Genomic DNA, 26189 nt, shown 5'->3' with positions numbered 1-26189 from the left:
TAGGACTACAGTGAGCCCTGAAAGTTTAATTGTAAAGTATAAAAAAGTTATTTCTAACTGATCTGTTCTATATCAAGTTGAAGCTCTTCCCACTCTTCCATCAACTTTTCCAGCTTCTTTTTAGACTTATTATAATTGGTTAGAAAGTCTGGTTTAGTGATCGTTTCTTCATAATTGTTGGCAAGTTGCTTGTCTTTAGTTTTAAGCTCCTTTTCGATTTTAGTGATATTCGCTTCAGTCTTACTCAGCTTATTTTTCAGCCTTTTTAGTTCCTTCTGGTCTGTAAATGAAGTTTTATCTGCCGAATTATTTTTAGACTTGGACACCTTCACTTTATCACTCTTTTCAACAGCCCTCATATCCTGAAGTTTTCGCTGTTCCAGGTAATAATCTATATCTCCAAGATACTCTTTTATTTTATGGTTTCTGAATTCATAAACCCTGCTGGTCAAATTCTGAAGAAAATCACGGTCGTGAGAAACGATGATCAATGTGCCTTCAAAATTATTCAAAGCATCTTTTAAAACATTCTTAGATTTAATATCAAGGTGATTGGTAGGTTCATCCATTACAAGAACATTGAACGGCTCTAACAACATTTTACAAAGCGCCAGCCTGTTTCGTTCACCTCCCGAAAGTACTTTTACTTTCTTCTCCACTTCATCACCTCGGAACAAGAAGGCTCCAAGCATATCCCGAACCTTGGTGCGGTTTTTCTCGTTGGAAGCATCTTCCATAGTTTGCAGAATGGTCTTTTCGCCGTCGAGGTAATCTGACTGATTCTGGGCGAAATATCCAAGTTCTACGTTATGTCCAAGTTTTAAATTTCCTTCATGTTCAATTTCACCGATGATGATCTTAGCCAGCGTAGTTTTACCCTGACCATTCTGACCAACAAAAGCAATCTTACTCTGACGCTCGATCAATAAATTTACATCTCTCAGAACCTTCTTATCCCCATATGATTTTTCCAGATGTTCGGTTTCGATAACTACTTTACCAGGATTTACTGAAACCGGGAAATTTACACTCATCACCGAATTGTCATCTTCGTCAACTTCAATTCTGTCTACCTTCTCCAACTTCTTAATTAGCGATTGCGCCATGGAAGCCTTACTGGCTTTTGCCCGGAACTTATCGATGAGCTTTTCGGTATTTTCAATTTCCTTTTGCTGATTCTTCTGAGCGGCAAGCTGCTGTTCTCTCAACTCTTTTCGGAATTCAATGAATTCTGAATATGGTTTTCTGTAATCGTAAATGCTTCCGAGAGAAATTTCAATACTTCTGTTGGTTACATTATTCAGGAACATTTTATCGTGAGAAACAAGCATCACAGATCCCGGATAATTATTCAGGAAGCTTTCCAGCCAGATGATACTTTCAATATCAAGGTGGTTAGTAGGCTCATCGAGAAGCAGAATATCGTTATTTTGAAGAAGTAACTTTGCAAGTTCTATCCTCATTCTCCATCCTCCAGAGAAAGTCTCTGTAAGCCTATCAAAATCGCTTCTTTCAAATCCGAGTCCCTGAAGAACTTTTTCTGTTTCACCTTCATAATTGTAACCACCAATGATCTCATACTGGTGCGTGATTTCACTCAAATCCTGAATTAGATCATTATATGATTCACTTTCATAATCTGTCCTGGTGGCAAGTTGCTCATTGATCACCGCCATTTTCCCTTCAAGCATCTTGATCTCCTCAAAAGCCTGATGCGCTTCATCAATTACCGTTCTTCCTTTCTCAAATTCCAGATCCTGCTTCAAAAAGCCGATTTTGAGCTCTTTATCTTTTGCGATCTGGCCCGTATCATATTCCTGTTCTCCAGAAATAATCTTCAATAAAGTAGACTTTCCCGCACCATTCTTTCCAATAAGACCAACTCTGTCTCCAGCCCCAAGTCTGAAACTTATTTCCTTAAAAAGGTATTCCCCCTGAAAGGATATTGATAGATTATGAATATTCAGCATTTTGTAACCAATGTAACTTTAAGATTGGTGCAAAGATGCTTAAATTTGTTATGCTAAAAAAATGATATGAAGTTTCTTAAAGGCACTAAAATCTACAGTATTCTTACGGGCACCTGTCCTGTTTGTCACGAAGAAAGCATGTATAAGGAAAGTAATCCTTACAAATTATCCAGAGTTTACCAGATGCACGAAAGATGTAGCAATTGTGGCACAAAATATAAGATTGAACCCTCCTTTTTTTATGGCGCTATGTATGTAAGTTATGGAGTGGGAATTGCCTTCTCGGTAGCAGCATTTATCATTGCACACTTATTCCTGAATGCAAGTCTTCTGGCTTCATTTTTTGCCATCGTAGGAACGCTTGTAGTATTTATGCCGATAATAATGAGACTTTCCAGAAACATCTGGATCAACTTTTTCTTTAACTATAAAAAGAGTGCCGGTAGCGCTTAATTGCCAGAATAGTGCTTTTTACTAAATCTCGAAAGGTCGATCTCAGGATCTAATGGCGAATTATTCTCTATGTTTTCTATAAGGGCTTTAGCCATATTGGGTGCAATAAGAACACCCCGACTTCCAAAACCATTACAGCAATACATATTTTTAATTTCGGGATGAGCCCCAACAATTGGTCTTCTATCCGAAACTGCAGGACGAATTCCAGCTACCTGATCTACAACCTCAAAATCACAAATTACTAGTTTCTTAAGATCATTAATCAATCGTTCCCTGGCTTTTGAAGTTGCTTCGGAAGTTTTATCCTGATGATCGTAGGTTGCACCTACTTTGTACAGATCATCTCCTAAAGGCATTACGAATACCGAAGATTTTACTGCGAAATTCAGTTTTAAATCCTTTGATCTTACGATAATATACTCTCCTTTATTTCCTCTTAACGGCAGATAGTTGAAATATGGATTTTGTTTTAGTCCGAATCCTTCACAGAAAACTATTCTTTTCGACTGAAGTCCGTTATACTCAAAATGATCTTCGGTTATATTCAAAAGTGAGTAATCAAATTTCATTTCTTTAAATATTCCTTTAGCCTTAAGATGATTACGGTAAGAATCAAGAAGATTTTCAGTATCGATATTCCCGGTTTTCAGAACTTTGCCGAATGAAAATTCGGCAATAATATTTGGATTCGAGTTCTTCTGAATCTTGGGATCCAGGAATTCTGCAAGTTTAGGCTTATCTGTAGCTACATACCAATCGTTCTGCTCTTCTACTGAATGAAACCTTCTATAAATATTCCAATTGTGAATAAATTTGGAATCAAGCTTTTTTTCAAGATTTTTATAAAAAGGCAATGCGGTCTGCATTTGTTCAGCGGCATTCCAAGCCGGAGTGAATCTTTTTAAAATTACCGGGTTAAAAATGCCTCCGGCCACATAGGATGACTTTTGAGAATTGTTTTCAAAAACCACATATTTCTTGTTCGCATTTTCTAATTCATCAGAAAATGCCAGACCACTAAGACCTAAACCTACAACAATATAATCAAGCATGAGATAAAGATATTAAGGCTTCTGATCATTTTCAAAAGCAAATAAAAAAAGGCGCTCAAATGAGCGCCTTTAAATAATATTTTTCAGGAATTAGTAACTCCACATATCCTGTTCGAAATTTCGAATCTGTTCCTTTATACGTTGCGATTCCAGCAATTGCATAAAGGCATTTTCAGCAATATATTCATCGATCTCACGATCACCCTGAACGTTATCTTCCTTATAGATCACTCCATCAAACCTTCTGGCATTTAATAAATGATCAAAAGAGATGACTTGCGAAGTATTATTTCCGGTAAAAACTTTAGCATCATGAAGTACCTCACGAGCATCAGGATACCAAACCCAGAATAATTCAACAAGGTCTGTCTGACCCGAATCAATAAAGTTTACATCAGGAGCAACCGGAGCGATTCCTAATAATCTATATTTTAATTCAGCTAGACGCTTATCGAAATACCACATTCCTCTAATATGATATTCAGCAATATCTGCAGATCCAAGGTCACGACGATCAATAAATTGAGCATCTACCTCCTCACCGGCATTATATTGTTCAATACCAAGGTCTGTCGTATCCACTTTTGATAAAGTAGCACCAATATCTTTTAATGTACGCTTTTCAGTGAAATATGAATCTGCATAAACATTTTCAATCTTCCCTTGCTTGATCGCTTTTACAAGCACATCGTAAAGCGCTCTCCTATTTGTACCAATGTTATTGGTGTCTATAGGATAATAAAGAGGAAAGTTCACTCTTTCATCAAGATCAATGATCTCCCAGGTTCCTTTAGACCAAAGGATATCACGATCTCCAACGTAACCATACTCTAATGGTTTATCCTCTTCATCTACTAAAGCCTGAGCTTCCGATTTTTTCCCGATTTGATCAGGTTTATCGGCGTTCAGGATATTTGCCTGACCGAAAGAAGAAACACCCAGCATCATCACGAATCCATATACAAAAATTTCTTTCAAGCTCATTTTTAATAATTTTTAGTTTGTAAGCTCTATAATTACTGGAGCAACCTTTTTAAGTTTATAGCTTGAGTTTCCAGCTAGAGATGCATTAATATCATAGATCGTTACAGATTCACCTCTTCCAGCTCTTCTAAGTGCATTTTTAGCCGCTCCATCAAGTCTACTACCATTTACAACAACCGTTGGTTGTCCCGGTACTTTAAATTTGAACCCTGTAACATTCAGGTTAAGATCAAAATCAAAATCTGGAAGATTAGCACCTATTGTAGATATTTCCAGACTATTTCTTTGCATTGAAACTGTACCGTCTTCACCACGAATAGTACCTACAGGTCTTGGAATATCTTTTACTCTAAATGTCTTTTTATCTGAAACAGTTTTTCCACCTGGAAGTGTACCGCTAACACTGATGGTAACCTCTCTAGCCTGTAGGGTAGTTACATCCATCAGGTAACTTCCGTTTCCTCCAGAAGATCTAAGTCCTGGTGCGTTTGCACTAACATTGCTAACTCCAGGAATAGAAATAGTCATAGGGTTTTGAACACCACGGTAGACCACATTCATTTTATCAGCTGAAATTACTGCTGAATTTGGTAATGGAATTACATTGTAAGAATCAGCAATGGCGATGCTTTTTAAGGAGTCGTTCTCCATATACTGAAGTTCACCAGTAATCTTTTGTTCTCCAACGTTTCCAGCAGGGAATTCCAACATTACCTGACCAGCCTGTGTATTTTCGACGTCCTTACCGTTGATCGTTACATTTTCAAACTGAAGTGTATTATCAAATCTACCTAGTACAACCTTTCCAGTAAAGTTTTCACCGCTAAAGAAAGCAGGTTTGTCTGGTATAACGATAGCCTGATAATTACTTAGAGATACATCGCTCTGTAACTGACCTGATAGCATTGCAGAAAGAATCTCACTTTCAGCGCTCTTTACGTCTGCCTGAATCTGAGTCATTTTAGTTAAGGAAGCGATCATCGGAAAACCTTGATAATGGTAATCTAACCAAGGTTTAGTTACTCCATCACCATCTGTAACCTCATCAGTTGCAAATTCATTTCTGATTTTCTGAGCAAGTTGTGGATACTTTTCTTCAAGAATACCAGCTACTTCTTCTCTGTAAGAATCAATCTGATTTACAAATTCCTCTCCTTTTGGAGATACTCGTCCACTTTGGAAAAACATCTCATCTAACTGATCTGCTTTGTCCATTTCTTCGTAATCCCATTTACCATTATCACCTCTTTCAAGCTCTGTAGTCAATTCAGCCTTCAGGTTATCGATATACTGATTCAATCCAGATGAAAGTTCATCTATTCTATCAGCTTTTTCTTTAATGGAAGTATATTTTGCTGGCTGCTCTTCAACCTTTGCTGCAAGTCCCGCCATATATGCATTATTTCGGGTAGTTGCAGTTGCGTTGGAGGCAGTAAGCTTTTCATTCATCAATCCGAAAGCGGTAAGAACCTCTTTGGACATATTTAGTGCCATCATGGCGATGAAAACCAGGTACATTAGGTTAATCATCTTCTGCCTTGGCGATTGTTTTCCGGATGCCATGTCTAATTAGTTATTTTGAAATTAATAAAACAGCTTAATTGAAAATTCAATTAGACTCTAGGTTTTCCGTTCATTGCAGTTAGCATTCCTCCATAAACATTGTTTAAAGAAGCCATGTTGTTTGCAAGTGAATCCATTTGAGCTTTAAGTTTTCCAGCATTGTCAGCAACTTCCTGGTTAACTTCAGCTTGTTTAGCTGCAGATTCTACCTGAGCTTTATAGATATTATTCAGTGTTTCCATTTGAGCTGCGGCAACACTTAGTTCTTCGCTATATTTCTTTTGAGAAGCCATAGAGTCAACAGTAGGGGCAATTCCTTTGGCAGCTCCTTCAAAATTTCTAATACTTTCTCCAAGAGATGACATAAGGTTTGCATCTAGCTTAGCTTCTCTAAGCATAGCATCTAATTTCTTAGATAACATTCCCTCTGCTTCTTTTTCTTCAACAACTACAGCGTCTCTTCTTCTTCCCTCACCACCGGCAAGTTCTGGATATACTAATGACCAGTCTAAATCGTCATCTACAGGTTCAAATGCAGAATATGCAAATACCAGTGCCTCTACGACAAGACCTAAAATAAGCATTTCATTACCTCCTGGCCAGTGCATGATTTTGAAAAGTGCACCAAGAATTACCACCGATGCTCCCAGACCATACACCATGTTGGTCACTTTTTTTGTTGCTCTTGAATTTGCCATAACTCTAATGTTTAGATTTTCTTAGTTGATTTTATTGATAGGTTTAAGTTCAATTTTTATTAAGGATTCTTCTGATTAAGGGTTACATCTGTTCCCAGGTAATCCTGAACAGTTCTAAATCCAACGTAACTCCTTGCAGAATCCATGTATTCATAATCCCTTGAGCTTACCTGAAGGAAATATGCAACATCTTTCCATGATCCTCCACGCACTACTTTTCTACGATCTTCGGGATTATTAACGGTAGGGTTCATCGTAGACATATATTCATAAGATCCCGGATCGTATGACGAATCCACCCATTCTGCAACGTTTCCAGCCATATTATAAAGACCGTAATCGTTAGGATCGTAAGATTTTGCTTCTACAGTATATAAAGCCTGATCTGCAGCATAATCCCCTCTCAAAGGTTTAAAGTTCGCCATAAAACAACCTCTGTCATTCAAAGTGTAAGGACCACCCCAAGGATATGAAGCTCCTTCTAGACCACCTCTGGCAGCATATTCCCACTCACCTTCGGTAGGAAGTCTGTAAGATGGCACGTTAGCATCACCCTTTTCACGACGGAAATCATTATGATATTTTGTTCTCCACTGAGTAAAAGCTCTGGCTTGTTTCCAGGAAACTCCTACTACCGGATATTCATCAAAAGCACTATGCCAGAAATAATCGTTATGCATAGGCTCATTATATGAATAATTGAAATCTTTGATCCAAACTGTAGTATCAGGATAGATAGCTACTTCTTCATTCTTGATAAAGTTACTTCTCTTGCCTTGCGTTTTAGCTGCAGACTGGATATCCATATAAGAATATCTAAACTTTAATTTCTTAACATCGATAGTACGTTGACCGTTGTAAACTTCATCCATAGGAATATACATGGAATCCATTACCTCTGCATAGTATACATCAGGATAATCCTGTGTATCCCAAACTATATCAATATCCTTGTTTAATCTTCTATTTGCGTAATCATCAGTTGGCCCACCTTGACCATACGTATTAAGCATATACTCTTCATAAGGAGTCATTTCACCTTCTTCAGCATCAGCGAATGCATATTCACCAATCGCATCATCACCAGGTGTAGCGCCCTGTAACTCAGCCATGATCGCGAGATTAACTCTAACAATAGAGTCTTTCACGTAATTCACGAATTGTCTGTATTCTGAATTGGTTATCTCTGTTTCGTCCATATAAAAGGAGCGTACAGTAACCGTTTTTGGAGGTGCATTTTTTTGACCAGCGATATCATCATCAGATTTACCCATAATGAACGCACCGCCAGGGATTAATGTCATACCATAAGGCTTCTCCGGATTCCACTTCTTTCCCTCCGCACCTACAAGCTGTCCACGATCGCCACCGCCACAGCTCGAAAGCAAGGCTAGAACAGCAATGAGCGAAATATACTTCTTCATAATTATCTTAGGTTAAGACATTTTGATTTACGGCAGTAAACCTATCTAATTATTTTTTAAAAAACAATATTTCAGATAAAAATACAGTAAATCAGAATAATGTCTGAATATAATTTTTAGACTTCGTTTTTTCTTTTGGCTTTATACCAGCGTTCCGGAATTACCTGATTGCAAGCTTCGAGATAATCTTCTTCGCTGCATGGTAATAACGTATGCCTTTTTAATTTAGTATTCACATTAGACAAAAATGGAATTTCTATCCACCAGCGCCCGCTCACAGGGCTCTTGAAAAATACCAATACCTCATCATCTATAGGTACCTGATACTTTATAAACTCCTTTTTTGCCGAAATAGTATTTTCATTAGTACGATAATTCACCCCTTCAATGAAATACCAGATGATCTGGGAAACCAGCATATTTGAAAGGCTCCCAAGATGATTTTGATACTCATAAACTCCAAAAGACGATACCTTATCACTTATACCCGCATATCTTGACAGGGCACAAATTTCTCTTCCGTTGAAACCATTTGGGGAATTGAAGTAATCTGTATTCGCTGAAGCTGAATCTATTGCTCCAAGGTCCAGACCAACCAGATTTGCATTTCTGAAAATTGGTTCCATTAATGAAATATCGGAAGTCACTTCTCCTAACCTATAGGCCTCAAAAAATAGCCTTTCCATCAATTCTATTTCTTCCTGGGAATTAAAATAGGTTTGATATCCTACAGCCGAATAATTAAATAAATTATAAGGCTTATCCACTACGATTTTTCCTACATAAGATTGATTAGAAATCATCTTTTCAGCATCCCCAAGATCAAATCCCTTATCAATATTTACGAGATTTACCATCTGATCTAAATTATCATAGGCTCTGTATTGAGCATAAATTAGATCCTGACTTCCTCCTATAATAATTGGCAATATATCCTGCTTAATAAGGCCTTCAACGAGAGATTGTACTGCGAAATACGTATCTTCAATAGTAGCTCCAGGATTAATATCTCCCAGATCTGCCAATTTCAACTTCCAGTTTCCTGGATAAAGACTATAAAACTGACTTCTTACCTCAGAAAATTCTGGTGTTTCGCTTTTTCTAACTGCTCTCCTATTTTCACAAACTCCGAAAATTGCTACGTTTACCCCTTCAAGATCTGGTATTCCAGACCTTTCTGTATGAAGTTTAATATTAGCACCAATAGTTTGCTGATTCAAATGGCTAATCTCGTCCAGAAGATCATCATGTACCGGACTAAGAAAATCGAACTCCATATTTATTTCTTTTTGGTAGTTTTCTTTTTAGCAGTCGTTTTGTTCTTCGTTGCAGTTTTTTTCTTGGCTGCAGGCTTCTTCTTTTTCTTCGTGTTCTTTTCGATGATCTCCTTCACTTCTTCAAGAGTTAATTCATCGGCCTTAGTGGTTTTAGGTAATTCAACTTTTGTTTTACCCTTGATCACATTAAACCTTCCCCATCTTGCCTTCTCAACCCTAATACCTTCATCTTCCCAATGCTGAATAAGCTTTTCTCTCTCCTTCTTCAGTTTATCTTCAATCAACTGTTCAATATCATCCCCAGAAAGATTATCAAAATCATACTTCTTGTTCACGTTTATGAACATATTATTCCATTTAAGGTAAGGACCAAATCTTCCCACACCTTTCTGAACAGGCATTTCTTTGTACTCGTAAATAGGAGCGTCAGCTTTTTCCTTTTCCTTGATAAGCTCCATAGCTCTATCAAAATCAACATTCATAGGGTCTTCACCCTTCTCCAGAGAAACGAATTTTTTTCCGAATCTCACATAAGGACCGTATCGCCCGTTATTCACTTCTACATTTTCTCCTTTATATTCCCCTAATTTCTTCGGAAGCTGGAATAGGTCCATCGCCTCTTCATAGGTAAGAGTTTCCATGCTTTGATCTGGACTCAGGCTGGCAAATTTAGGCTTTTCATCATCCTCAACACTCCCTATCTGAACCATCGGTCCAAATTTACCTAACCTAACACTTACAGGTTTTCCACTCTCAGGATCTTCTCCAAGAATTCTTTCTCCAACTTCCCTATCAGCATTTTTAGCTACATCCTGAACATGAGGATGGAAATCCTTATAGAAGTCCTTCATCATTACAGTCCATTCTTCATTTCCTTCAGCAATATTATCGAAGCTCTCTTCAACTTTTGCTGTAAAATTATAATCAAGAATGTTTGAGAAATGATTGACCAAGAAATCGTTTACTACCATACCCGTAGCGGTAGGAACCAGCTTACCTTTGTCACTACCAACGGTTTCGGTTAATTTTTTCTCTGCAAGTTTATCATTTTTCAGTTTGAACTGAACATAATCTCTTTCGTTCCCGTCTACCGATCCTTTTTCTATATAATTTCTGCTTTGAATTGTAGAAATAGTAGGCGCATAAGTAGAAGGTCTACCAATACCCAACTCTTCAAGCTTCTTAACCAGAGAGGCTTCTGTGTATCTATATGGTGGCCTGGTAAATCTTTCAGTAGCTGTAATATATTCGTTATTCAATAGCTGCTGAACTTTCAAAGCAGGGAGCATTCCGCTTTGTTCTTCATCTTCATCATCACTTCCTTCCAGGTAAACCTTAAGGAATCCGTCAAATTTCAACACCTCACCATTGGCAGTAAAATGATTATCATGTTTATCTGCCTCAATCTTAACGTTTGTTCTTTCCAATTGAGCATCACTCATTTGAGATGCGATCGCTCTTTTCCAGATCAGTTCATATAATCTCTGTTGATCACGCTCCCCTGAAATAGAATGTTTTTGAAATCCAGTTGGTCTAATCGCTTCGTGAGCTTCCTGAGCTCCCTTAGATTTCCCTTTAAATTGGCGAGCTTTCGAATATTTCTCTCCGTAAGCTTTTAAAATTTCTTCCTTTGCTCCTTTTCTCGCATCTTCAGAAAGGTTCACACTATCGGTTCTCATATAGGTAATGTGACCGGCTTCATATAAACGTTGAGCCAAAGTCATTGTTTTACCTACTGAGAAATACAGCTTTCTTGCTGCTTCCTGCTGTAGCGTTGATGTGGTAAAAGGTGGTGCCGGGTTCTTCTTAGCCGGTTTTGTAGTAAGGTCGGCTACTTTAAAATTTGCACCTATATTTTCTTTCAGAAACTTTTCAGCTTCTTCTTTAGTTTCAAAGTTCTTCGGAATTTTCGCTTTAAAAGATTTTCCATCTTCAGTAGAGAACTCTGCATCTATTCTGTAAGACGCTTCCGGAGTGAAATCCTGAATTTCACGCTCTCTTTCTACGATTAGCCGAACCGCTACAGATTGAACACGACCAGCAGAAAGACCTCCTTTAACCTTTCTCCATAATACCGGAGAAAGTTCGTAACCAACCAATCTGTCCAGCACTCGTCTGGCCTGTTGAGCATTTACCAGATTGTAATCTATACTTCGCGGATTTTCAATCGCACGAAGAATCGCAGATTTGGTGATCTCGTGAAAAACTATACGTTTGGTCTTATCTTCCTTTAATTTTAATTCTTCAGCTAAATGCCATGCTATCGCTTCTCCCTCACGGTCTTCATCACTAGCGAGCCATACCATTTCAGCATCTTTAGCAAGCCCTTTAAGCTTCCTAACTACATCCTTTTTATCTTTAGATACAATATATTTAGGCGTGAAATCTCCTTCAGTATCCACCCCAATTTCTTTGGTAGGAAGATCTGCTATATGTCCAAAACTGGAAGCAACCTTATAGTCGGTTCCCAGAAATTTCTCAATGGTTTTAGCCTTCGCAGGAGACTCAACAATCACTAAATTCTTAGCCATAAATCTGTTGGTTTGTAGTTGCAAAAGTATATCAAATTTTTCTTCCGCCCGTTAAACTTGAATTAAAACCGAAACAGGAAGCTTTGAAATACCTGAATTTTCCGCAGATACGGGAAGAAAAAAATCTATTATAGCTAATTGAAAAAGTACGCTATTCTGTAAAATAAAAAACTGAAGATGCCCCGGCAAGATCATATTTTAGATCTGGTGCGATATTTCCTGAAATAGAGGTAGCATCATTGAATGCGAGGACTCTACCTCCATTATTTAGAGCTTCAGCAACAAAGATCACATTATAGGAAGCATCATATACAACATTCACAGGATTACCTAATAAAGTATTAGCACCAGCGATCCTGAATTGATCATCGATACTGATAAATCCGCCATTGGTCGCATTAGAAAATTTTTCTTCAAAATCCTGAATAATGTGCAAACCACCATCTGTGGCAGATTCAGCTTCACCAATATCTGACAGCACCATGATACCATTGTCGAAATCTAAACCATGAGTTCTAATCAAGCCCTGAAAACCAACGATCTTATCTGCAGTTATGATCCTGTTGCCGGTATTATTCTCAATAAAATTTCTATAAACCGCGATCTTATTCGTTTCATCCACCGCAGCGTAAAGATCTGAATTTACAAATTCCAGTCCCCAAACCTTAAACTTTGTGATAAGTACATTTCTAAGAACAAAACCTGTTTCTGTCTTCACATAAATGAATAACCTGCCTTCAGGAGTTGTTTCATCTCCATCAAGATCTGTATTATCTGAAACTACATAAAACTGCCCGTTAACGGCAAGGTCTCTTGGACTTTCAAATTCTGAAGTACTCACAAGCCCGATTTCAGGATTCTGAACTCCTCCAGAACCAAGATCCCTTATCCCGGAATAAGATTCAATTTGATTTGAAGACCTGGAAACGATACTGAAATTATCATCTTCTGAAGAATAATAGAAACCTTCAATATCTGTAGCAGAAACTGAATAATTAGTGATCACTCCGTCATTGATATCATATCTCCTAACCTGTCCACTATGAGTGGTGGCGTATAAATGGGCAACCTCGGAAGTCTCTACATCTGAATTGAGGTCATCATCATTATTGCAGGAAAAAAGTGTAACTGCAATTAAACCCAGTAAATAGAAACGTGTTTTAATCAAAACTTAAATTTTTTACGAATATATAACGAACAAATTTTCGTGATAGTCTAAGCAAGTTAAAAATGTGTTATTTGAAAAATTTTTAACGCGAATTCATCAGTTAATTTACATCTTAAGTAAATAAGATAATAGAAATCTTCTCACATGAAATATTCTGTAATGATGTGTTATTGATGGAATTATCTGAATACAACAAATGGGGAAATAATCGAACTAATAGGTTAATCCTTATTAGGTATTAAAATTTTAAAACACAAAATTATGGGCATTGGACATATGATGAAGTTAGGAAGTAAATTCCTTATTCGTGGAGTCATTTATAAATCGGGGAAAAAAGCTGCAATAAAAGGCGGGAAAGTTGGTATAGGAATATTTTCGGTATTGTATGCAAGCTATATGGCGTTTACACTTTACGAGCTCAGAAAAAAGAGTATAGAGGAACAAAAGAAGCTAAACGTAGATAGAGGTTGGGATCGTGAAACTATTCAAGAAAATTAATTGATCTTCAAATCATTATATAGGTACTCAATTCAATTTCTGAAAAAGACATTCATCTATTCTTTATATTCAGTTTTGAAAACCTTAAATGATCATGCAAAAGTTTCTATTCTTAATTATTTTATTACCAGCATTCAGTTTCACTCAGAATTCAGATTGTGCCTGCTGCACTCCAGATCACGCTGCATTTGACTTCTGGGTTGGCGATTGGGAGGTATTCAACGTCAACGGCGATAAAGTCGGAGAAAATCTGGTAATGAAACTGGAAGATAATTGTATTTTGAATGAAAACTGGCAAAGCGTAAAAGCTGGTTCAGGTAAAAGCTACAATTATTTTGATCCTTCCGATAAAACCTGGAACCAGTTATGGATTAGCAATACGGGAAATATTATCAAGCTAAAAGGTAAAGCTGAACCCAATAAAATGACGCTAAGGAGTGAAATACAGGATGGTAAAAATGGTAAATTTTACAATCAGATCACCTGGACGAAAAATGAGGATGGCAGTGTTACTCAAAATTGGGAGATCTTCGATGAAAATGGTGAACTAACCGGTAATGCCTTTAAAGGTATTTACAGGAAGAAAAATAAATAATTCTTACTGAAAAATACTTTCAGATCCCTTACCTAAAGTTTGGTCTGAGTTTTCAATCCCATCAAATTTCTCTATTCCTTTTTTAAGCCAGTTATAATAAACTTCAGCGTCTGGCTCATAGGCTGAAGGCGCAGTTAGCATTTCCTCATTATGATCAACCAGAACATAGTAAGGTTGTGCATTTGCTTTATACCTAGTTATTTGAAAATCACTCCACTTATTACCGATACTCTCAATTTCTTTTCCGGTAGTTTCAGAAACGTATTGCTCGTTTTCAGGAAGCTTTCTTTTATCATCAACATATAAGGACACTAAAACTACATCCTTTCTAAGAGTTTCCAATATCTGAGGCTCGCTCCAAACGCGCTCTTCCATCTTCCTGCAATTTACACAGGCGTGCCCTGTAAAATCTATTAGCACAGGTAGATCCTTTGTTTTTGCGTATGCCAGACCTTCTTCATAATCATGAAAAGAAACAATATCATGCGGTCCATATTCAGCTCCTTCAGGAAGACCTTCAGAATTCAATACGGCAGCACTGCCCGAACCACCAAGTCCGTCTGGTGATTCACTATACTGCATTGGAGGTGGAAAACCACTGATCATTTTTAATGGAGCTCCCCAAAGGCCAGGAATAAGGTAAATCGTAAAAATCAAGGCCGCTAATCCAGTGATCAACCTTCCTACAGAAATATGTTCTGCTTTCGAATCATGTGGAAGTTGAATTTTTCCAAAAAGATAAAGTGCCAGCATTCCAAAAATCGCGATCCATATCGCCAGGAAGATTTCTCTTTCAAGCATGTGTAATTGAAGAACCAGGTCTGCATTTGATAAAAATTTGAATGCTAATGCCAGCTCAAGAAATCCTAAGGTAACTTTTACTGTATTTAACCAGCCGCCAGATCTGGGAAGTGAATTCATCCAACCCGGAAAAGCTGCAAATAAGGCAAAAGGAAGCGCAATAGCGAGTGAGAAACCTGACATTCCAACTATTGGCGCAATCCCACCTTTGGAAGCTGCTTCAACCAGTAAAGTCCCAACAATTGGTCCTGTACAGGAAAACGAAACTATGGCCAAAGCTAATGCCATGAAGAATATTCCAACCAGTCCGCCTTTATCTGCCTTCGAATCGATCTTTGTTCCCCAACTACTCGGCAACACGATTTCAAATGCACCCATAAAAGAGATTGCAAAGATCACCAGCAGAACAAAGAATATGATATTAAACCAGACATTGGTTGACAACGCATTCAGGGCATCTGCACCAAAAACAACAGTTACAAGTGTCCCCAGTAAAACATATATCACTACAATTGAAATTCCGTAGAAAATAGCATTTCGAATTCCTGCCGCTCTGGATTTGCTTTGTTTCGTAAAGAAACTTACAGTCATGGGTATCATCGGGAAAACACATGGAGTTAGCAAAGCTGCAAAACCAGAAAGGAAAGCGACGATAAAAATTCCCCAGAAGGATCGTTTTTCTTTAGGATTTGCTAATTCTATCTCCTCTCCTTGTTCTGAATTTTTCTCCTGAACATCATCTTTATCCGTTCCAGCCACTTCGTTAGCAGAAGATTCATTAATAACAAAACTGAAATCCCTACTTTGAAAAATACAGGCCTTATCATCACAAGCCTGGTATTCAACTGTTGCTTCAATAACTCCAAGAACAGGATCTGTGACTTCTACTTTCTGGGTAAAAGTGGCGGTAGAATTAAAATAAGTTAGATCCATCTCGAATACATTATCATATTCGGTAATAGATTCACTTTCCTCAGTATCGCCAATTAGCTCAAAATTCTCACCTGCACCGCTAAAATCGAATACAGTTGGCAATGCACCACCATCTGGAAGATCTTGTGAATACAAATGCCAATGATCCTGGATGTATGCATTCATCAACAGTTCATATTCAGTATCTGAAATCTTATTCACCTGAGTTTCCCACTGGACCGGATCGTGAATCTGAGCCTGTGTAAAAAAGGTGGTTAGAAAAATTACAAAGAATAGACTTCTCTTGAGCAGGTTATTTATCATGAAATTAAAATACTGATAAGTGATAAATTATTTGAGTAGCCCAAATTTAATGAATTTAAACCATAATCTTTTTCCAGTTAAGACCGAATATTACATGGCAGAAACCGCATTAAAAAAGGTAGAAATATGTAATTCTAAAAACCGTGGAAGGATTTAGTTTTTTCAAAAATTATTTTCTTCGGAAGCGCTTATCAATTCCAAAGTGAACAAAAAGAAGATAAATTGTAATTAGGACTGCAAGTACCGCGAGTATAATTGAAGCGTAAAATAAGAAATTGACCATAACATCTGATACTTTAAGGACAGACAAAGGCACCGTTTCAGATGAAAATGTATTCCATTTATGAAATACAAAAGTACAGTCAAAGAAGTTAACCGAATGCAACTAAGAAGTAAATTGTTGCTATTATTCGTTAAATGAAGAAATTATTGTAAAACAAAAAAGCCTCTTCCCGTTTAGACGGAAAAAAGCTTTTCATTGGTTAACCATAATCCTCACAACATAGGATATTAACTGGTTAACTACACATCCCTGCTTCCAGGGACAAACAACACAACTAATCTTTAGTGCCAAAAAAAGCCCCCCATGTAGAGGAGCTTCTTTGCAATTTTGCGGTCTGGACGAGACTCGAACTCGCGACCCCCTGCGTGACAGGCAGGTATTCTAACCAACTGAACTACCAGACCGTTGCGTTATTGCGAGGGCAAATATACGCCCCTTTTTAGATTCACCAAACCTTTTTTTTAAAATTTTTCAATGTAAAGTTTCAACCCCTATCCAAACTTTTGTTTTTCAAGTAAATAAGCCGTCATAATATTGTCAAAATTTTTATTGATGTCAGCCTCCACATACTTTATCCTGTATTTAGCGCACTGCATTTTTAGGTCTGAAAGATAATTTTTTACCGCCTTTCTATAATTTTCGCGAATATTATCTGAATATAAATCCACCTCAGCACCCGTTTCAACATCGGTAAACCTACGCGGAATATTCTCAAAACTAAAGTCCAGCTCTCTTTTTTCGTCTATCACATGAAAAAGGATCACTTCATGACGATTGTATTTTAAGTGTCTTAAAGCTTCAAACAGCTTGTCTTCTTCAGCATCTGCCTGAAACATGTCAGTAAACAAAAAGATAAGCGAACGCCTTTTAAGTTTTTCTGCTATTTGATGGAGATAGGTATAGGTATCGGTACTTTTCTTTTTAGCCGAAGTTTGAAGAATTTCATTAAGCTTATTCAATAGCATATGATTATGGCGCTCACTAGACTTCTCCGGAGCGTAGAACTCAAATTCATCACTATATATACTTACTCCTACCGCGTCTCTCTGTCGCTTTAGAATTTCCATTAAACATGCAGATGCCAATACGGAAAAACCAATCTTATTCAGAGTACTTAGATCCTGGTTTTTTAAAACAGGATAGTGCATGGAAGCCGAATTGTCCAATATAAGGTGACACCTTAAATTAGTCTCCTCTTCGTACCGTCGAGTATATAATTTATCAGTCTTAGCGAATAGTTTCCAGTCTATATGCCGGGTGCTCTCGCCATTATTATAGATCTTATGTTCAGCAAATTCCGCAGAAAAACCATGAAACGGACTCTTATGTATACCTGAAATATAACCTTCTACCACCTGTTTTGCCAGGAGGTCCAGATGTAAAAATCCGCCGGTTTCGTGAAGTTCCTTTTCTATATTCATAAGAAGCCTGAAATTACCTATACTTTATGAATAAAAAAAGCCCCGCTTATTGCGAGGCTTTAGTTTATATGATTTCAGTTATTACAATAACTGGTCAATAGCATCAGCATAAGTTTGCTTTGGAGCTACTCCAACCTGACGTCCTACTACTTCCCCATTTTGGAATACAAGTACTGTAGGTATATTTCTTACACCATATTTTGCAGCGAATTCCTGATTAGCATCTACATCTAACTTTCCTACAACGGCCTTTCCATCATATTCAGTACTAATTTCATCGATGATTGGTCCAACCATTCTACAAGGTCCGCACCATGCAGCCCAGAAATCTACCATTACAGGTTTATCACTCTTAAGTACCTGTTCTTCAAAATTTGCGTCAGTTATTTCAACAGCCATAATATATGTTTTTTCTGTGTTCTTAATTTGATTCGTAAAAGTAGTCAATAAAATAATTATTCCTTACACCACCAATATTATATTTGACTATTAGCATATTGGTAGCTTTTATCAGGGATCCTCGTATTCCGTAAAAACGGTTTGCGACCGGGCTTTTGGCGCCATAAGGAAGCTTGCCTCAATCCCTGGCTCTAATTGAGCTTATACATGAATTGCTCCTTTTCCAACATTTCGATCAACTCTTGTGAGATCCTGATCTTCTGCTTTCTGCTTGGCATACGCAATTTCACCTGTTCCTTCATTTCATAAACCACAAAGTTCAAATGACAATCTCCTTTATGCGCAGTAAAAGTATCCTTCAACCATTCGATCTTATCATTTTTAAGATCATCTATATTCATCTGGATAGTTAGCTTTTTCGCGTTCTTATCCATGATATCATGCAGCAGGTTCATATCTCTAAACTGGATTCTAGGTTCACCCTTCTTACCAGTATCCTTATTGGTCCAACCTTCTTTCACAAATGCCTTCATATGAATGAAGTTATTAGGAACAAAGAAATGTTTCATCTTCAGATACTCTTCACCGAATATCTTGAACTCGTATGATTCATCATAATCTTCAACTGTAAAGATAGCCCAGCCTTTACCATTCTTGGAAACCCTGTGCTGTACATCTACAACCACACAACCAATTGTAAGCTCTCGGTTCACTATACTTTCAAGATCCCTGAAATCTGATAACTTACCATTGCAGAAATAGTTCATTTCTATTTTGAAATCATCCAGTGGATGACCCGAAATATATATTCCAACCACTTCTTTCTCGCGACGCAGCTTTTCCATGGTTCCCCATTCTTCACATCCTGGAACCTCCGGCTCCGGGATCTGCACATCACTGGCTTCGCCAAACAGACTTACCTGTGATGAATTTTGATTTTCCTGGAACTTTTGAGCGTATTTAACCACTTTTTCAAGGAAACTCATTCCGCTACCATCATCATGGAAGTATTGAGCTCTATGGGTATTTCCGAAACCATCAAATCCTCCTGCAAGCGCAAGATTTTCAAAAGCCTTTTTATTGGCAGCTCTTAGATCTATTCTTTTGGCCATATCAAAAATAGATCGATATGGTCCTTCTTTAGATTTCCTATTCTCAACAATGGTTTTAACCGCTCCTGAGCCAACACCTTTAATTGCTCCCATTCCAAAACGGACAGCATTATCTTTATTTACTGAGAATTTGTAATATGATTCATTTACATCCGGGCCAAGTACATTCAGCTTCATTCGCTTACACTCCTCCATAAAGAAAGTAACCTGCTTAATGTCGTTCATGTTATTGGAAAGTACCGCCGCCATATATTCTGCAGGATAATGTGCTTTCAAATAGGCAGTCTGGTAGGCGATCCAGGCATAACAGGTAGAGTGAGACTTGTTAAAGGCATATGATGCAAAGGCTTCCCAGTCTTTCCAGATCTTTTCCAGAATTTCTGTAGGATGCCCTTTCTCTTCTCCACCACCAATGAATTTAGGTTTTAATTCTGCAAGTAAAGCGGCGATCTTTTTACCCATGGCTTTACGAAGCATATCGGCTTCACCCTTACTAAATCCCGCCAGCTTCTGCGACAGAAGCATCACCTGCTCCTGGTAAACCGTAATTCCATAAGTTTCTTCCAGGTACTCTTCCATTTCCGGAAGGTCATAAGCGATCTCTTCATCTCCATGCTTTCGGGCAATGAAACTTGGAATGTACTCCATCGGTCCAGGACGATACAAAGCGTTCATAGCGATAAGGTCATCAAAAACTGTAGGCTTTAATGCCTGCATGTGTTTCTGCATCCCGGGAGATTCATACTGGAAGATCCCAATAGTTTCTCCTCTCTGGAACAGTTTATAGGTCTCCTCATCATCCAACGGGAAACTATCCGGGTCCAGGTCTATATCATGTCTCCCTTTTACGATTTTTACGGTATCCTTAATTAAGGTCAAAGTTTTAAGCCCCAGGAAATCCATTTTTAGCAGACCAGCGCTTTCCACCACCGAGTTGTCAAACTGAGTAACATAAAGATCAGAATCTTTAGCAACCGATACCGGCACGTAATTGGTAATATCCCCAGGAGTAATAATCACTCCACAAGCATGAATTCCTGTATTTCTTACCGAACCTTCAAGAATTCTGGCCTGGTTTACTGTTTCAGCTTCCAGATCATCTCCTTCAGATATATTGAAGAGTTCATTTATTTTTTCCACTTCATCGCCACGGAATTTAGACTTAATGGTCTTATCATCCATAGCGAAAAGTTTTCCAAGCTTTGTATTCGGAATAAGCTTCGCGATCCTGTCGGCCTCCATTAATGGAAGATCCAGAACCCTCGCTGTATCACGAATAGATGACTTCGCCGCCATCGTACCATAGGTAATGATCTGCGCAACCTGGTTGGCACCATATTTCTTGATCACATAATCCATTACCCGGCTTCGACCCTCATCATCAAAGTCAATATCAATATCGGGCATACTCACACGATCCGGATTTAAAAATCTCTCAAAAAGCAGATCATACTTTATCGGGTCTATATTGGTAATTCCTAAACAGTATGCTACGGCAGAACCCGCAGCAGAACCACGTCCCGGACCAACCGAAACTCCCATTTCACGGGCAGCACGAATAAAGTCCTCCACAATAAGGAAGTAACCCGGATAACCGGTATTCTCAATAACTGATAATTCGAAATTCAGTCTTTCGGCGATATCATCGGTGATCTCTTTGTACCTGTCTTTTGCACCTTCAAAAGTGATATGTTTCAAAAAGGCATTTTCACCTCTTTTTCCTCCATCTACTTTATCTTCATCACTTAGAAATTCCTCCGGAATCTCAAAAGCCGGAAGTAATACATCCCTGGCGAGTTCAAAAGGCTCAATTTTATCTACGATCTCCTGAATATTACTAATAGCTTCCGGCAAATCCTTGAAGAGCTTCTTCATCTCGTTACCAGATTTGAAGTAATATTCTTCATTAGGTAAACCATAGCGATAACCACGGCCACGGCCTATTGGTGTCGCTTGTTTTTCACCGTCTTTCACACAAAGTAAAATATCGTGAGCATTCGCGTCTTCCTGTTTCCAGTAGTATGTATTGTTCGTAGCGATCAGCTTGACATCATGTTTTTTGGAAAATTCTACCAGAACTGGATTTACCCTATTCTCATCTTCCTGGTTATGACGCATAAGTTCTATATACAAGTCATCACCAAATTCTTCTTTCCACCAAAGCAAAGCCTCTTCAGCCTGCTTTTCACCAACATTCAGAATTTTACTCGGAACTTCACCATATAAGTTACCGGTAAGGACAATTACATCCTCTTTATATTTTTTAATGACTTCCTTATCTATACGTGGCACATAATAAAAACCATCGGTATAAGCCATGGAAGACATTTTCGCCAGATTGTGATAACCCTTTTTATTCTTGGCTAGCATCACCACCTGGTAACCATTATCTTTTCTAGTTTTATCTGTATGATTTTCACAAACGAAAAATTCACAACCAACGATCGCTTTAATAGGTTTTTTTAAATCTTCACCATTTTCCTCAGCAGTGGCATTATGATCTTTGATGCTTTTATTATATGTCCCCACTTCTTTTACAAAATGAAATGCACCCATCATATTCGCATGATCGGTCAATGCAACGGCATTCATATCCTCTTCAGCTGCTGCAGCTACAAGATCTGGAATACTTATAGTTGATTGTAAAACTGAAAACTGCGAGTGATTATGTAAATGGGCAAAAGGAACTTCATCAAGTTTTTCCAGGTTCTCCTGGATCTCTTCGTGTGAAATATCATCTGAAGGCTGTTGTTTTTCAAGCCTTTTCCTGATCTTATCTGAAGCCTTCTTTAGATTGATATGCTTCAGGCCGATCAACTCTATTCTATTCGGATTTTCTTCTGAAAATCTCTCAAAATAGTCTACAGGAACATCAAGCTCCTCGATCGTATAAATTCTCTGACGAACAAGTTCGAGGAAACAACGAGTGGTCGCTTCAACATCGGCAGTTGCATTATGCGCTTCAGCAAAAGCTTCGTCAAATAAGAATTCATGTAATTCAGTTAAGGTTGGCAATTTAAATTTACCTCCTCGTCCTCCGGGAATCTTACATAATTCCGCAGTAGTTTCAGTACAGGTGTCCAACACAGGCATTTCCTGGAGTGAATTCTCAAAATCTCTCCTGATAAATTCCGCACCCATTATATTAAGGTCAAAACCAACATTCTGACCAACTACAAATTTTGATTTCTGCAGTGCTGCATTAAACCTTTCCAGAACTTCATCAAGAGGAATTCCCTGCTCTTTGGCAAGATCTGTCGAGATCCCGTGAATACGTTCAGAATCATAAGGAATATCAAAACCTTCCGGTTGAACCAGGTAATCCTGATTTTCAACAAGATTTCCCATCTCATCATGTACCTGCCAGGCGATCTGTATACAGCGTGGCCAGTTGTCAGAATCGGTTAAGGGTGCGTCCCAGCGCTTGGGAAGTCCGGTAGTTTCAGTATCAAAAATGAGGTACATTCCTTAGTATTTTATGCCTTTCAGAAGAAAATTAGGTGATCCAGAAAATTGAATCATCCGGGCTAAAATAAGGAACTTTATTGCTGAAATAAAACTTAGTTTTCAGGAATTATCAACCATAAAAAAAGCCTCACAAAAACCTGAAATTTCAGATATTTTGTGAGGCCTGATACGAACACTAAAAACTACTACTACTTCAATCAAACATTGCTCGCATCATTTATCTATTCTCTTTATTTACGATCTCTGGATTATTCATCCCAAAACCGAAAGGCTCTTAGGCTTGTTCTTCCAAAGATTTTACTTCGTTAAGCGAAGCCACAATCGCATTCTTTTGTTTCAGTAAAATGTTTCCTGTAGAAGCTGGAATCTCAGACTCTTTTAGAATGTTTTCATATTCTTCTACCGCCGCTTTTTCACCGCGAATTGCCTCTTCTAATACTGCTTCGTCCTTATCATTAGATAAACTAGCTTTTAAATTCATCCATGATCTATGTGCATCACCGGCAAGACTTGTTCCTTTATCTGGGTTCTCACCGAAATTACGGATCTCAGTTTTTAACTCATGTCCAAAATCATATCGTTCCTGCGCTCGCTGCGAAAAGAAACCTTTTAGTCGTTGATTATTTACTTTTTCTGCTGCTAATTTGTAACCTTTCTCAGCATCATAATTCTTCTCTAATAGCTCATTTAGCTTTTTAGAAATCTCTTTTGAATAACTCATAGCTTTATATTTTTCAATTTTTCTTTGAGTAAAGATAAGTCCATAAAACTCCCACAACAACCTATTTAACAGGGTTTAGCACTAATTAACCTCATTTAACAGCTACTAAACTTTTTAACCAAAATTCTTCCTAATGTCCCAATAAAAAGAATACGGACACATGCTTTTTGAGCGATTATAAATTAAGGATGGAAAAACTTGAAAATTAGAAAAATGTAGTATCTTTGCACACTTATTAATAATCGGGGTCGAGTACCCCAAAATTTAATTTTTATGCCAGTAAAAATAAGATTACAAAGACACGGTAAAAAAGGAAAACCTTTTTTCTGGATTGTTGCTGCGGATACCCGCGCAAAAAGAGATGGTAAATTTTTGGATAAATTGGGAATCTACAACCCTAACACAAATCCTGCTACAATCGAACTTGATGTAGACGGAGCTGTTAAATGGTTACAGAATGGTGCTCAACCAACAGATACCGCTCGTGCTATCCTTTCTTACAAAGGAGCCCTTCTTAAAAAACACCTTGCTGTAGGAGTTAAAAAAGGAGCTTTAACTGAAGAGCAGGCTGAAGAAAAATTCAAAGCTTGGTTAGAAGAAAAAGAAGGAAAAGTAGATGCTAAAAAAGATTCTTTAGATAAAGCTAAAGAAGCTGAAAAAGCAAAAGCTCTAGAAGCTGAAAAAGAAGCGAACGCTAAGCGTGAAGCTGAAGCGAAAGAAGCTGAAGAAGCAGAAGCAAAAGCTGCTGCAGAGGCTGAAGCTGCAACTGCAGAAGCAACAGATGAGGCTACTGTAGAGCAGGCTGAAGAAGATGTGGAAGCTGCAACTGCAGAAGAAGCAAAAGCTGAAGACAAAAAAGACGCTTAAAACAGCAACCTGCGATGACTAAGGAAGAATGCTTCTATCTTGGAAGAATCGTTGGGAAATTTAGCTTTAAGGGAGAGGTACTTATTAAATTAGATACCGACGAACCCGAAACTTACACAGAAATGGAATCAGTTCTCGTTGAATACAACGAAAATCTGGTTCCATTTTTTATTGAAAGATCCTACCTGCACAAAAGCACGCTTCTACGTGCTAAATTTGAAGATATAGATACTGAGGATGACGCCGAAGATATGGTAGGCGCCGATGTATACCTTCCTTTATCCATGCTCCCTGAACTTCCTGAAGATAAATTCTATTTTCATGAAATAATTGGCTTCAATGTTATTGACGCTGAACACGGGAATATTGGCCAAATCGTCTCTATAAACGATTCTACCGCCCAGGCTCTTTTCGAGATCGAAAAAAACGGCAAACAAATCCTTATTCCAATGAACGATGAGTTTATTGAAAAAGTAGATAAAAAGAATAAGGAAATATGGGTTACCACTCCAGAAGGACTGGTAGATCTCTATCTTAACTAAGCAAAAGATTTATTCCAGTCGAAAGCTTCCAGTATTGGCTCGAAGGTTACTTTTCCATCTACAATATTAACTCCTTTCGCCAATGCATCATCATCCTGACATGCCTGCTCCCAACCCTTTTCAGCTAATTGCAATACATAAGGCAAGGTCACATTAGTTAGTGCAACTGTTGAAGTATGCGGCACCGCACCTGGCATATTTGCCACACAATAGTGAACTACATCATCAATGATATAGGCTGGCTCTTCATGAGTTGTAGGCCTGGTAGTTTCCACACATCCACCCTGGTCTACCGCCACATCCACGATCACTGTTCCCGGCTGCATTTGCTTCAACATATCACTGGTGATTAATTTAGGAGCTTTCGCACCGGTGATCAGGATACCACCAATTATAAGGTCGCTGGTCTTTATATGTTTTCTAATGTTATATTCATTTGAAAATTCAGTCACCACATGGCTTGGCATTATGTCATTCACATATCTCAACCTATTCATGTTCACATCTAATACTGTCACTTGGGCACCAAGACCAGCCGCCATTTTTGCTGCCTGAATTCCAACGGTACCTGCTCCTAGAATGAGTACTTTCCCAGGAGGAACACCAGGAACTCCACCTAGCAACAAACCTTTTCCTTTCACTGGTTTTTCGAGGTATTTTGCGCCTTGCTGAATTGCCATTCTTCCGGCAACTTCAGACATCGGAGTTAATAAAGGTAATGTACCATCAGAAAGCTGAACTGTTTCATATGCAATACATATAGATTTACTTTTCATCATTGCCTCCGTGAGACCTTGATTGGATGCAAAATGAAAATAAGTGAATATGATTTGACCTTCTTTAATCAACCTATACTCCAGTTCTATAGGCTCCTTAACCTTAACGATCATATCGCTCTGAGCATAAATACGATCAATGGTAGGTAAAACCGTAGCACCGGCAGCATGGTAATCTTCATCATCAAAACCACTACTGTCTCCAGCGGTAGATTGAATCAACACCTTGTGGCCTAATTTAGTAAGTTCTAATACCCCGGCAGGCGTCATTCCTACACGGCTTTCATTGTTTTTGATTTCTTTTGGAATCCCGATTATCATAATAGAAGATTTAGATTCCGAAAAAT

Annotated in this window: 20 protein-coding genes and 1 tRNA gene; 5 read left to right on the top strand and 16 right to left on the bottom strand. The window is 38.1% G+C overall.

Annotated features, from left to right (window positions below; translation table 11 throughout):
• Positions 1 to 53: 53 nt before the first annotated feature.
• Positions 54 to 1970, bottom strand: coding sequence for an ABC-F family ATP-binding cassette domain-containing protein (locus RE431_RS13365; RefSeq protein ID WP_309562490.1), 1917 nt, complete (start codon positions 1968 to 1970; stop codon positions 54 to 56).
• A gap of 66 nt (positions 1971 to 2036) precedes the next feature.
• Here RE431_RS13365 and RE431_RS13360 point away from each other — a divergent pair, with 66 nt between their 5' ends.
• Complete coding sequence (locus RE431_RS13360; protein ID WP_309562489.1) at positions 2037 to 2423, top strand: DUF983 domain-containing protein; 387 nt, start codon at positions 2037 to 2039, stop codon at positions 2421 to 2423.
• Here the strand turns inward: RE431_RS13360 and RE431_RS13355 are convergent.
• From RE431_RS13355 to RE431_RS13320, 8 genes are all read right to left on the bottom strand, one after another.
• Entirely contained in the window at positions 2420 to 3478 is a 1059-nt protein-coding gene (locus tag RE431_RS13355) for an NAD(P)/FAD-dependent oxidoreductase (RefSeq protein WP_309562488.1), read from the bottom strand. The two genes, RE431_RS13360 and RE431_RS13355, sit on opposite strands and share 4 nt — an antisense overlap.
• Positions 3479 to 3568: 90 nt before the next feature.
• Positions 3569 to 4462: a type IX secretion system ring subunit PorN/GldN gene (porN, locus tag RE431_RS13350; protein ID WP_309562487.1), complete on the bottom strand. Its 894-nt coding sequence runs from the start codon at positions 4460 to 4462 to the stop codon at positions 3569 to 3571.
• A gap of 12 nt (positions 4463 to 4474) precedes the next feature.
• Positions 4475 to 6025 carry a type IX secretion system motor protein PorM/GldM gene (gene porM, locus RE431_RS13345; protein WP_309562486.1) on the bottom strand — a complete coding sequence of 517 codons (1551 nt, stop codon included), beginning with the start codon at positions 6023 to 6025 and terminating at the stop codon, positions 4475 to 4477.
• A gap of 50 nt (positions 6026 to 6075) precedes the next feature.
• Positions 6076 to 6723, bottom strand: coding sequence for a type IX secretion system motor protein PorL/GldL (gene porL, locus RE431_RS13340; protein ID WP_309562485.1), 648 nt, complete (start codon positions 6721 to 6723; stop codon positions 6076 to 6078).
• Positions 6724 to 6782: 59 nt separating this feature from the next.
• Positions 6783 to 8147 (bottom strand): T9SS ring complex lipoprotein PorK/GldK, encoded by a 1365-nt coding sequence (porK, locus tag RE431_RS13335; RefSeq protein ID WP_309562484.1) that lies wholly within the window; start codon positions 8145 to 8147, stop codon positions 6783 to 6785.
• Positions 8148 to 8263: 116 nt separating this feature from the next.
• Positions 8264 to 9424, bottom strand: a complete 1161-nt coding sequence (locus tag RE431_RS13330; RefSeq protein WP_309562483.1) for a formimidoylglutamase — start codon at positions 9422 to 9424, stop codon at positions 8264 to 8266.
• Positions 9425 to 9426: 2 nt separating this feature from the next.
• Positions 9427 to 11955 (bottom strand): type I DNA topoisomerase, encoded by a 2529-nt coding sequence (gene topA / locus RE431_RS13325; protein ID WP_309562482.1) that lies wholly within the window; start codon positions 11953 to 11955, stop codon positions 9427 to 9429.
• A 151-nt stretch (positions 11956 to 12106) separates the two neighbouring features.
• Complete coding sequence (locus RE431_RS13320; protein WP_309562481.1) at positions 12107 to 13123, bottom strand: hypothetical protein; 1017 nt, start codon at positions 13121 to 13123, stop codon at positions 12107 to 12109.
• Between the two features lie 261 nt (positions 13124 to 13384).
• Here RE431_RS13320 and RE431_RS13315 point away from each other — a divergent pair, with 261 nt between their 5' ends.
• Both RE431_RS13315 and RE431_RS13310 read left to right on the top strand, forming a co-directional pair.
• Positions 13385 to 13621 carry a hypothetical protein gene (locus tag RE431_RS13315; RefSeq protein ID WP_309562480.1) on the top strand — a complete coding sequence of 79 codons (237 nt, stop codon included), beginning with the start codon at positions 13385 to 13387 and terminating at the stop codon, positions 13619 to 13621.
• A gap of 94 nt (positions 13622 to 13715) precedes the next feature.
• Positions 13716 to 14216, top strand: a complete 501-nt coding sequence (locus tag RE431_RS13310; protein ID WP_309562479.1) for a hypothetical protein — start codon at positions 13716 to 13718, stop codon at positions 14214 to 14216.
• A gap of 3 nt (positions 14217 to 14219) precedes the next feature.
• Here RE431_RS13310 and RE431_RS13305 read toward each other — a convergent pair whose 3' ends face one another.
• The 6 genes from RE431_RS13305 to RE431_RS13280 form a co-directional block, all read right to left on the bottom strand.
• Positions 14220 to 16253, bottom strand: a complete 2034-nt coding sequence (locus RE431_RS13305; protein ID WP_309562478.1) for a protein-disulfide reductase DsbD family protein — start codon at positions 16251 to 16253, stop codon at positions 14220 to 14222.
• Between the two features lie 613 nt (positions 16254 to 16866).
• Positions 16867 to 16940, bottom strand: a tRNA-Asp gene (locus RE431_RS13300).
• Positions 16941 to 17027: 87 nt separating this feature from the next.
• On the bottom strand, positions 17028 to 17957 hold the full coding sequence (locus RE431_RS13295) for a DUF58 domain-containing protein (protein WP_309562477.1): 930 nt from the start codon (positions 17955 to 17957) through the stop codon (positions 17028 to 17030).
• An 81-nt stretch (positions 17958 to 18038) separates the two neighbouring features.
• Complete coding sequence (trxA, locus tag RE431_RS13290) at positions 18039 to 18356, bottom strand: thioredoxin (protein ID WP_089666357.1); 318 nt, start codon at positions 18354 to 18356, stop codon at positions 18039 to 18041.
• A 191-nt stretch (positions 18357 to 18547) separates the two neighbouring features.
• Positions 18548 to 22933 carry a DNA polymerase III subunit alpha gene (dnaE, locus tag RE431_RS13285; protein ID WP_309562476.1) on the bottom strand — a complete coding sequence of 1462 codons (4386 nt, stop codon included), beginning with the start codon at positions 22931 to 22933 and terminating at the stop codon, positions 18548 to 18550.
• Positions 22934 to 23210: 277 nt separating this feature from the next.
• Complete coding sequence (locus tag RE431_RS13280; protein ID WP_309562475.1) at positions 23211 to 23657, bottom strand: ferritin-like domain-containing protein; 447 nt, start codon at positions 23655 to 23657, stop codon at positions 23211 to 23213.
• Positions 23658 to 23930: 273 nt separating this feature from the next.
• Here RE431_RS13280 and RE431_RS13275 point away from each other — a divergent pair, with 273 nt between their 5' ends.
• Complete coding sequence (locus RE431_RS13275; RefSeq protein ID WP_309562474.1) at positions 23931 to 24524, top strand: 30S ribosomal protein S16; 594 nt, start codon at positions 23931 to 23933, stop codon at positions 24522 to 24524.
• Between the two features lie 14 nt (positions 24525 to 24538).
• Positions 24539 to 25066 carry a ribosome maturation factor RimM gene (gene rimM, locus RE431_RS13270; protein ID WP_309562473.1) on the top strand — a complete coding sequence of 176 codons (528 nt, stop codon included), beginning with the start codon at positions 24539 to 24541 and terminating at the stop codon, positions 25064 to 25066.
• On the opposite strand, the gene ald is transcribed toward rimM, so the two are convergent.
• The gene (gene ald / locus RE431_RS13265; protein WP_309562472.1) at positions 25063 to 26163 is read right to left on the bottom strand and encodes an alanine dehydrogenase; all 1101 of its coding nucleotides are present in this window, start codon (positions 26161 to 26163) and stop codon (positions 25063 to 25065) included. The genes rimM and ald overlap by 4 nt on opposite strands.
• Between the last annotated feature and the right edge of the window lie 26 nt (positions 26164 to 26189).

Origin of the sequence: Christiangramia sediminicola, from assembly GCF_031344135.1 — a bacterium.
Classification (GTDB): domain Bacteria; phylum Bacteroidota; class Bacteroidia; order Flavobacteriales; family Flavobacteriaceae; genus Christiangramia; species Christiangramia sediminicola.
The sequence above is the reverse complement of the archived record's forward strand: the minus strand, read 5'-3'. Positions and strand labels throughout refer to the sequence as shown.

What these genes read in the sequence shown, in the direction of transcription:
- RE431_RS13365 (WP_309562490.1), bottom strand. Translation starts at nt 1,970, where the DNA reads ATGCTGAATATTCATAATCTATCAATATCCTTTCAGGGGGAATACCTT.
- RE431_RS13360 (WP_309562489.1), top strand. Translation starts at nt 2,037, where the DNA reads ATGAAGTTTCTTAAAGGCACTAAAATCTACAGTATTCTTACGGGCACC.
- RE431_RS13355 (WP_309562488.1), bottom strand. Translation starts at nt 3,478, where the DNA reads ATGCTTGATTATATTGTTGTAGGTTTAGGTCTTAGTGGTCTGGCATTT.
- porN (WP_309562487.1), bottom strand. Translation starts at nt 4,462, where the DNA reads ATGAGCTTGAAAGAAATTTTTGTATATGGATTCGTGATGATGCTGGGT.
- porM (WP_309562486.1), bottom strand. Translation starts at nt 6,025, where the DNA reads ATGGCATCCGGAAAACAATCGCCAAGGCAGAAGATGATTAACCTAATG.
- porL (WP_309562485.1), bottom strand. Translation starts at nt 6,723, where the DNA reads ATGGCAAATTCAAGAGCAACAAAAAAAGTGACCAACATGGTGTATGGT.
- porK (WP_309562484.1), bottom strand. Translation starts at nt 8,147, where the DNA reads ATGAAGAAGTATATTTCGCTCATTGCTGTTCTAGCCTTGCTTTCGAGC.
- RE431_RS13330 (WP_309562483.1), bottom strand. Translation starts at nt 9,424, where the DNA reads ATGGAGTTCGATTTTCTTAGTCCGGTACATGATGATCTTCTGGACGAG.
- topA (WP_309562482.1), bottom strand. Translation starts at nt 11,955, where the DNA reads ATGGCTAAGAATTTAGTGATTGTTGAGTCTCCTGCGAAGGCTAAAACC.
- RE431_RS13315 (WP_309562480.1), top strand. Translation starts at nt 13,385, where the DNA reads ATGGGCATTGGACATATGATGAAGTTAGGAAGTAAATTCCTTATTCGT.
- RE431_RS13310 (WP_309562479.1), top strand. Translation starts at nt 13,716, where the DNA reads ATGCAAAAGTTTCTATTCTTAATTATTTTATTACCAGCATTCAGTTTC.
- RE431_RS13305 (WP_309562478.1), bottom strand. Translation starts at nt 16,253, where the DNA reads ATGATAAATAACCTGCTCAAGAGAAGTCTATTCTTTGTAATTTTTCTA.
- RE431_RS13295 (WP_309562477.1), bottom strand. Translation starts at nt 17,957, where the DNA reads ATGAATATAGAAAAGGAACTTCACGAAACCGGCGGATTTTTACATCTG.
- trxA (WP_089666357.1), bottom strand. Translation starts at nt 18,356, where the DNA reads ATGGCTGTTGAAATAACTGACGCAAATTTTGAAGAACAGGTACTTAAG.
- dnaE (WP_309562476.1), bottom strand. Translation starts at nt 22,933, where the DNA reads ATGTACCTCATTTTTGATACTGAAACTACCGGACTTCCCAAGCGCTGG.
- RE431_RS13280 (WP_309562475.1), bottom strand. Translation starts at nt 23,657, where the DNA reads ATGAGTTATTCAAAAGAGATTTCTAAAAAGCTAAATGAGCTATTAGAG.
- RE431_RS13275 (WP_309562474.1), top strand. Translation starts at nt 23,931, where the DNA reads ATGCCAGTAAAAATAAGATTACAAAGACACGGTAAAAAAGGAAAACCT.
- rimM (WP_309562473.1), top strand. Translation starts at nt 24,539, where the DNA reads ATGACTAAGGAAGAATGCTTCTATCTTGGAAGAATCGTTGGGAAATTT.
- ald (WP_309562472.1), bottom strand. Translation starts at nt 26,163, where the DNA reads ATGATAATCGGGATTCCAAAAGAAATCAAAAACAATGAAAGCCGTGTA.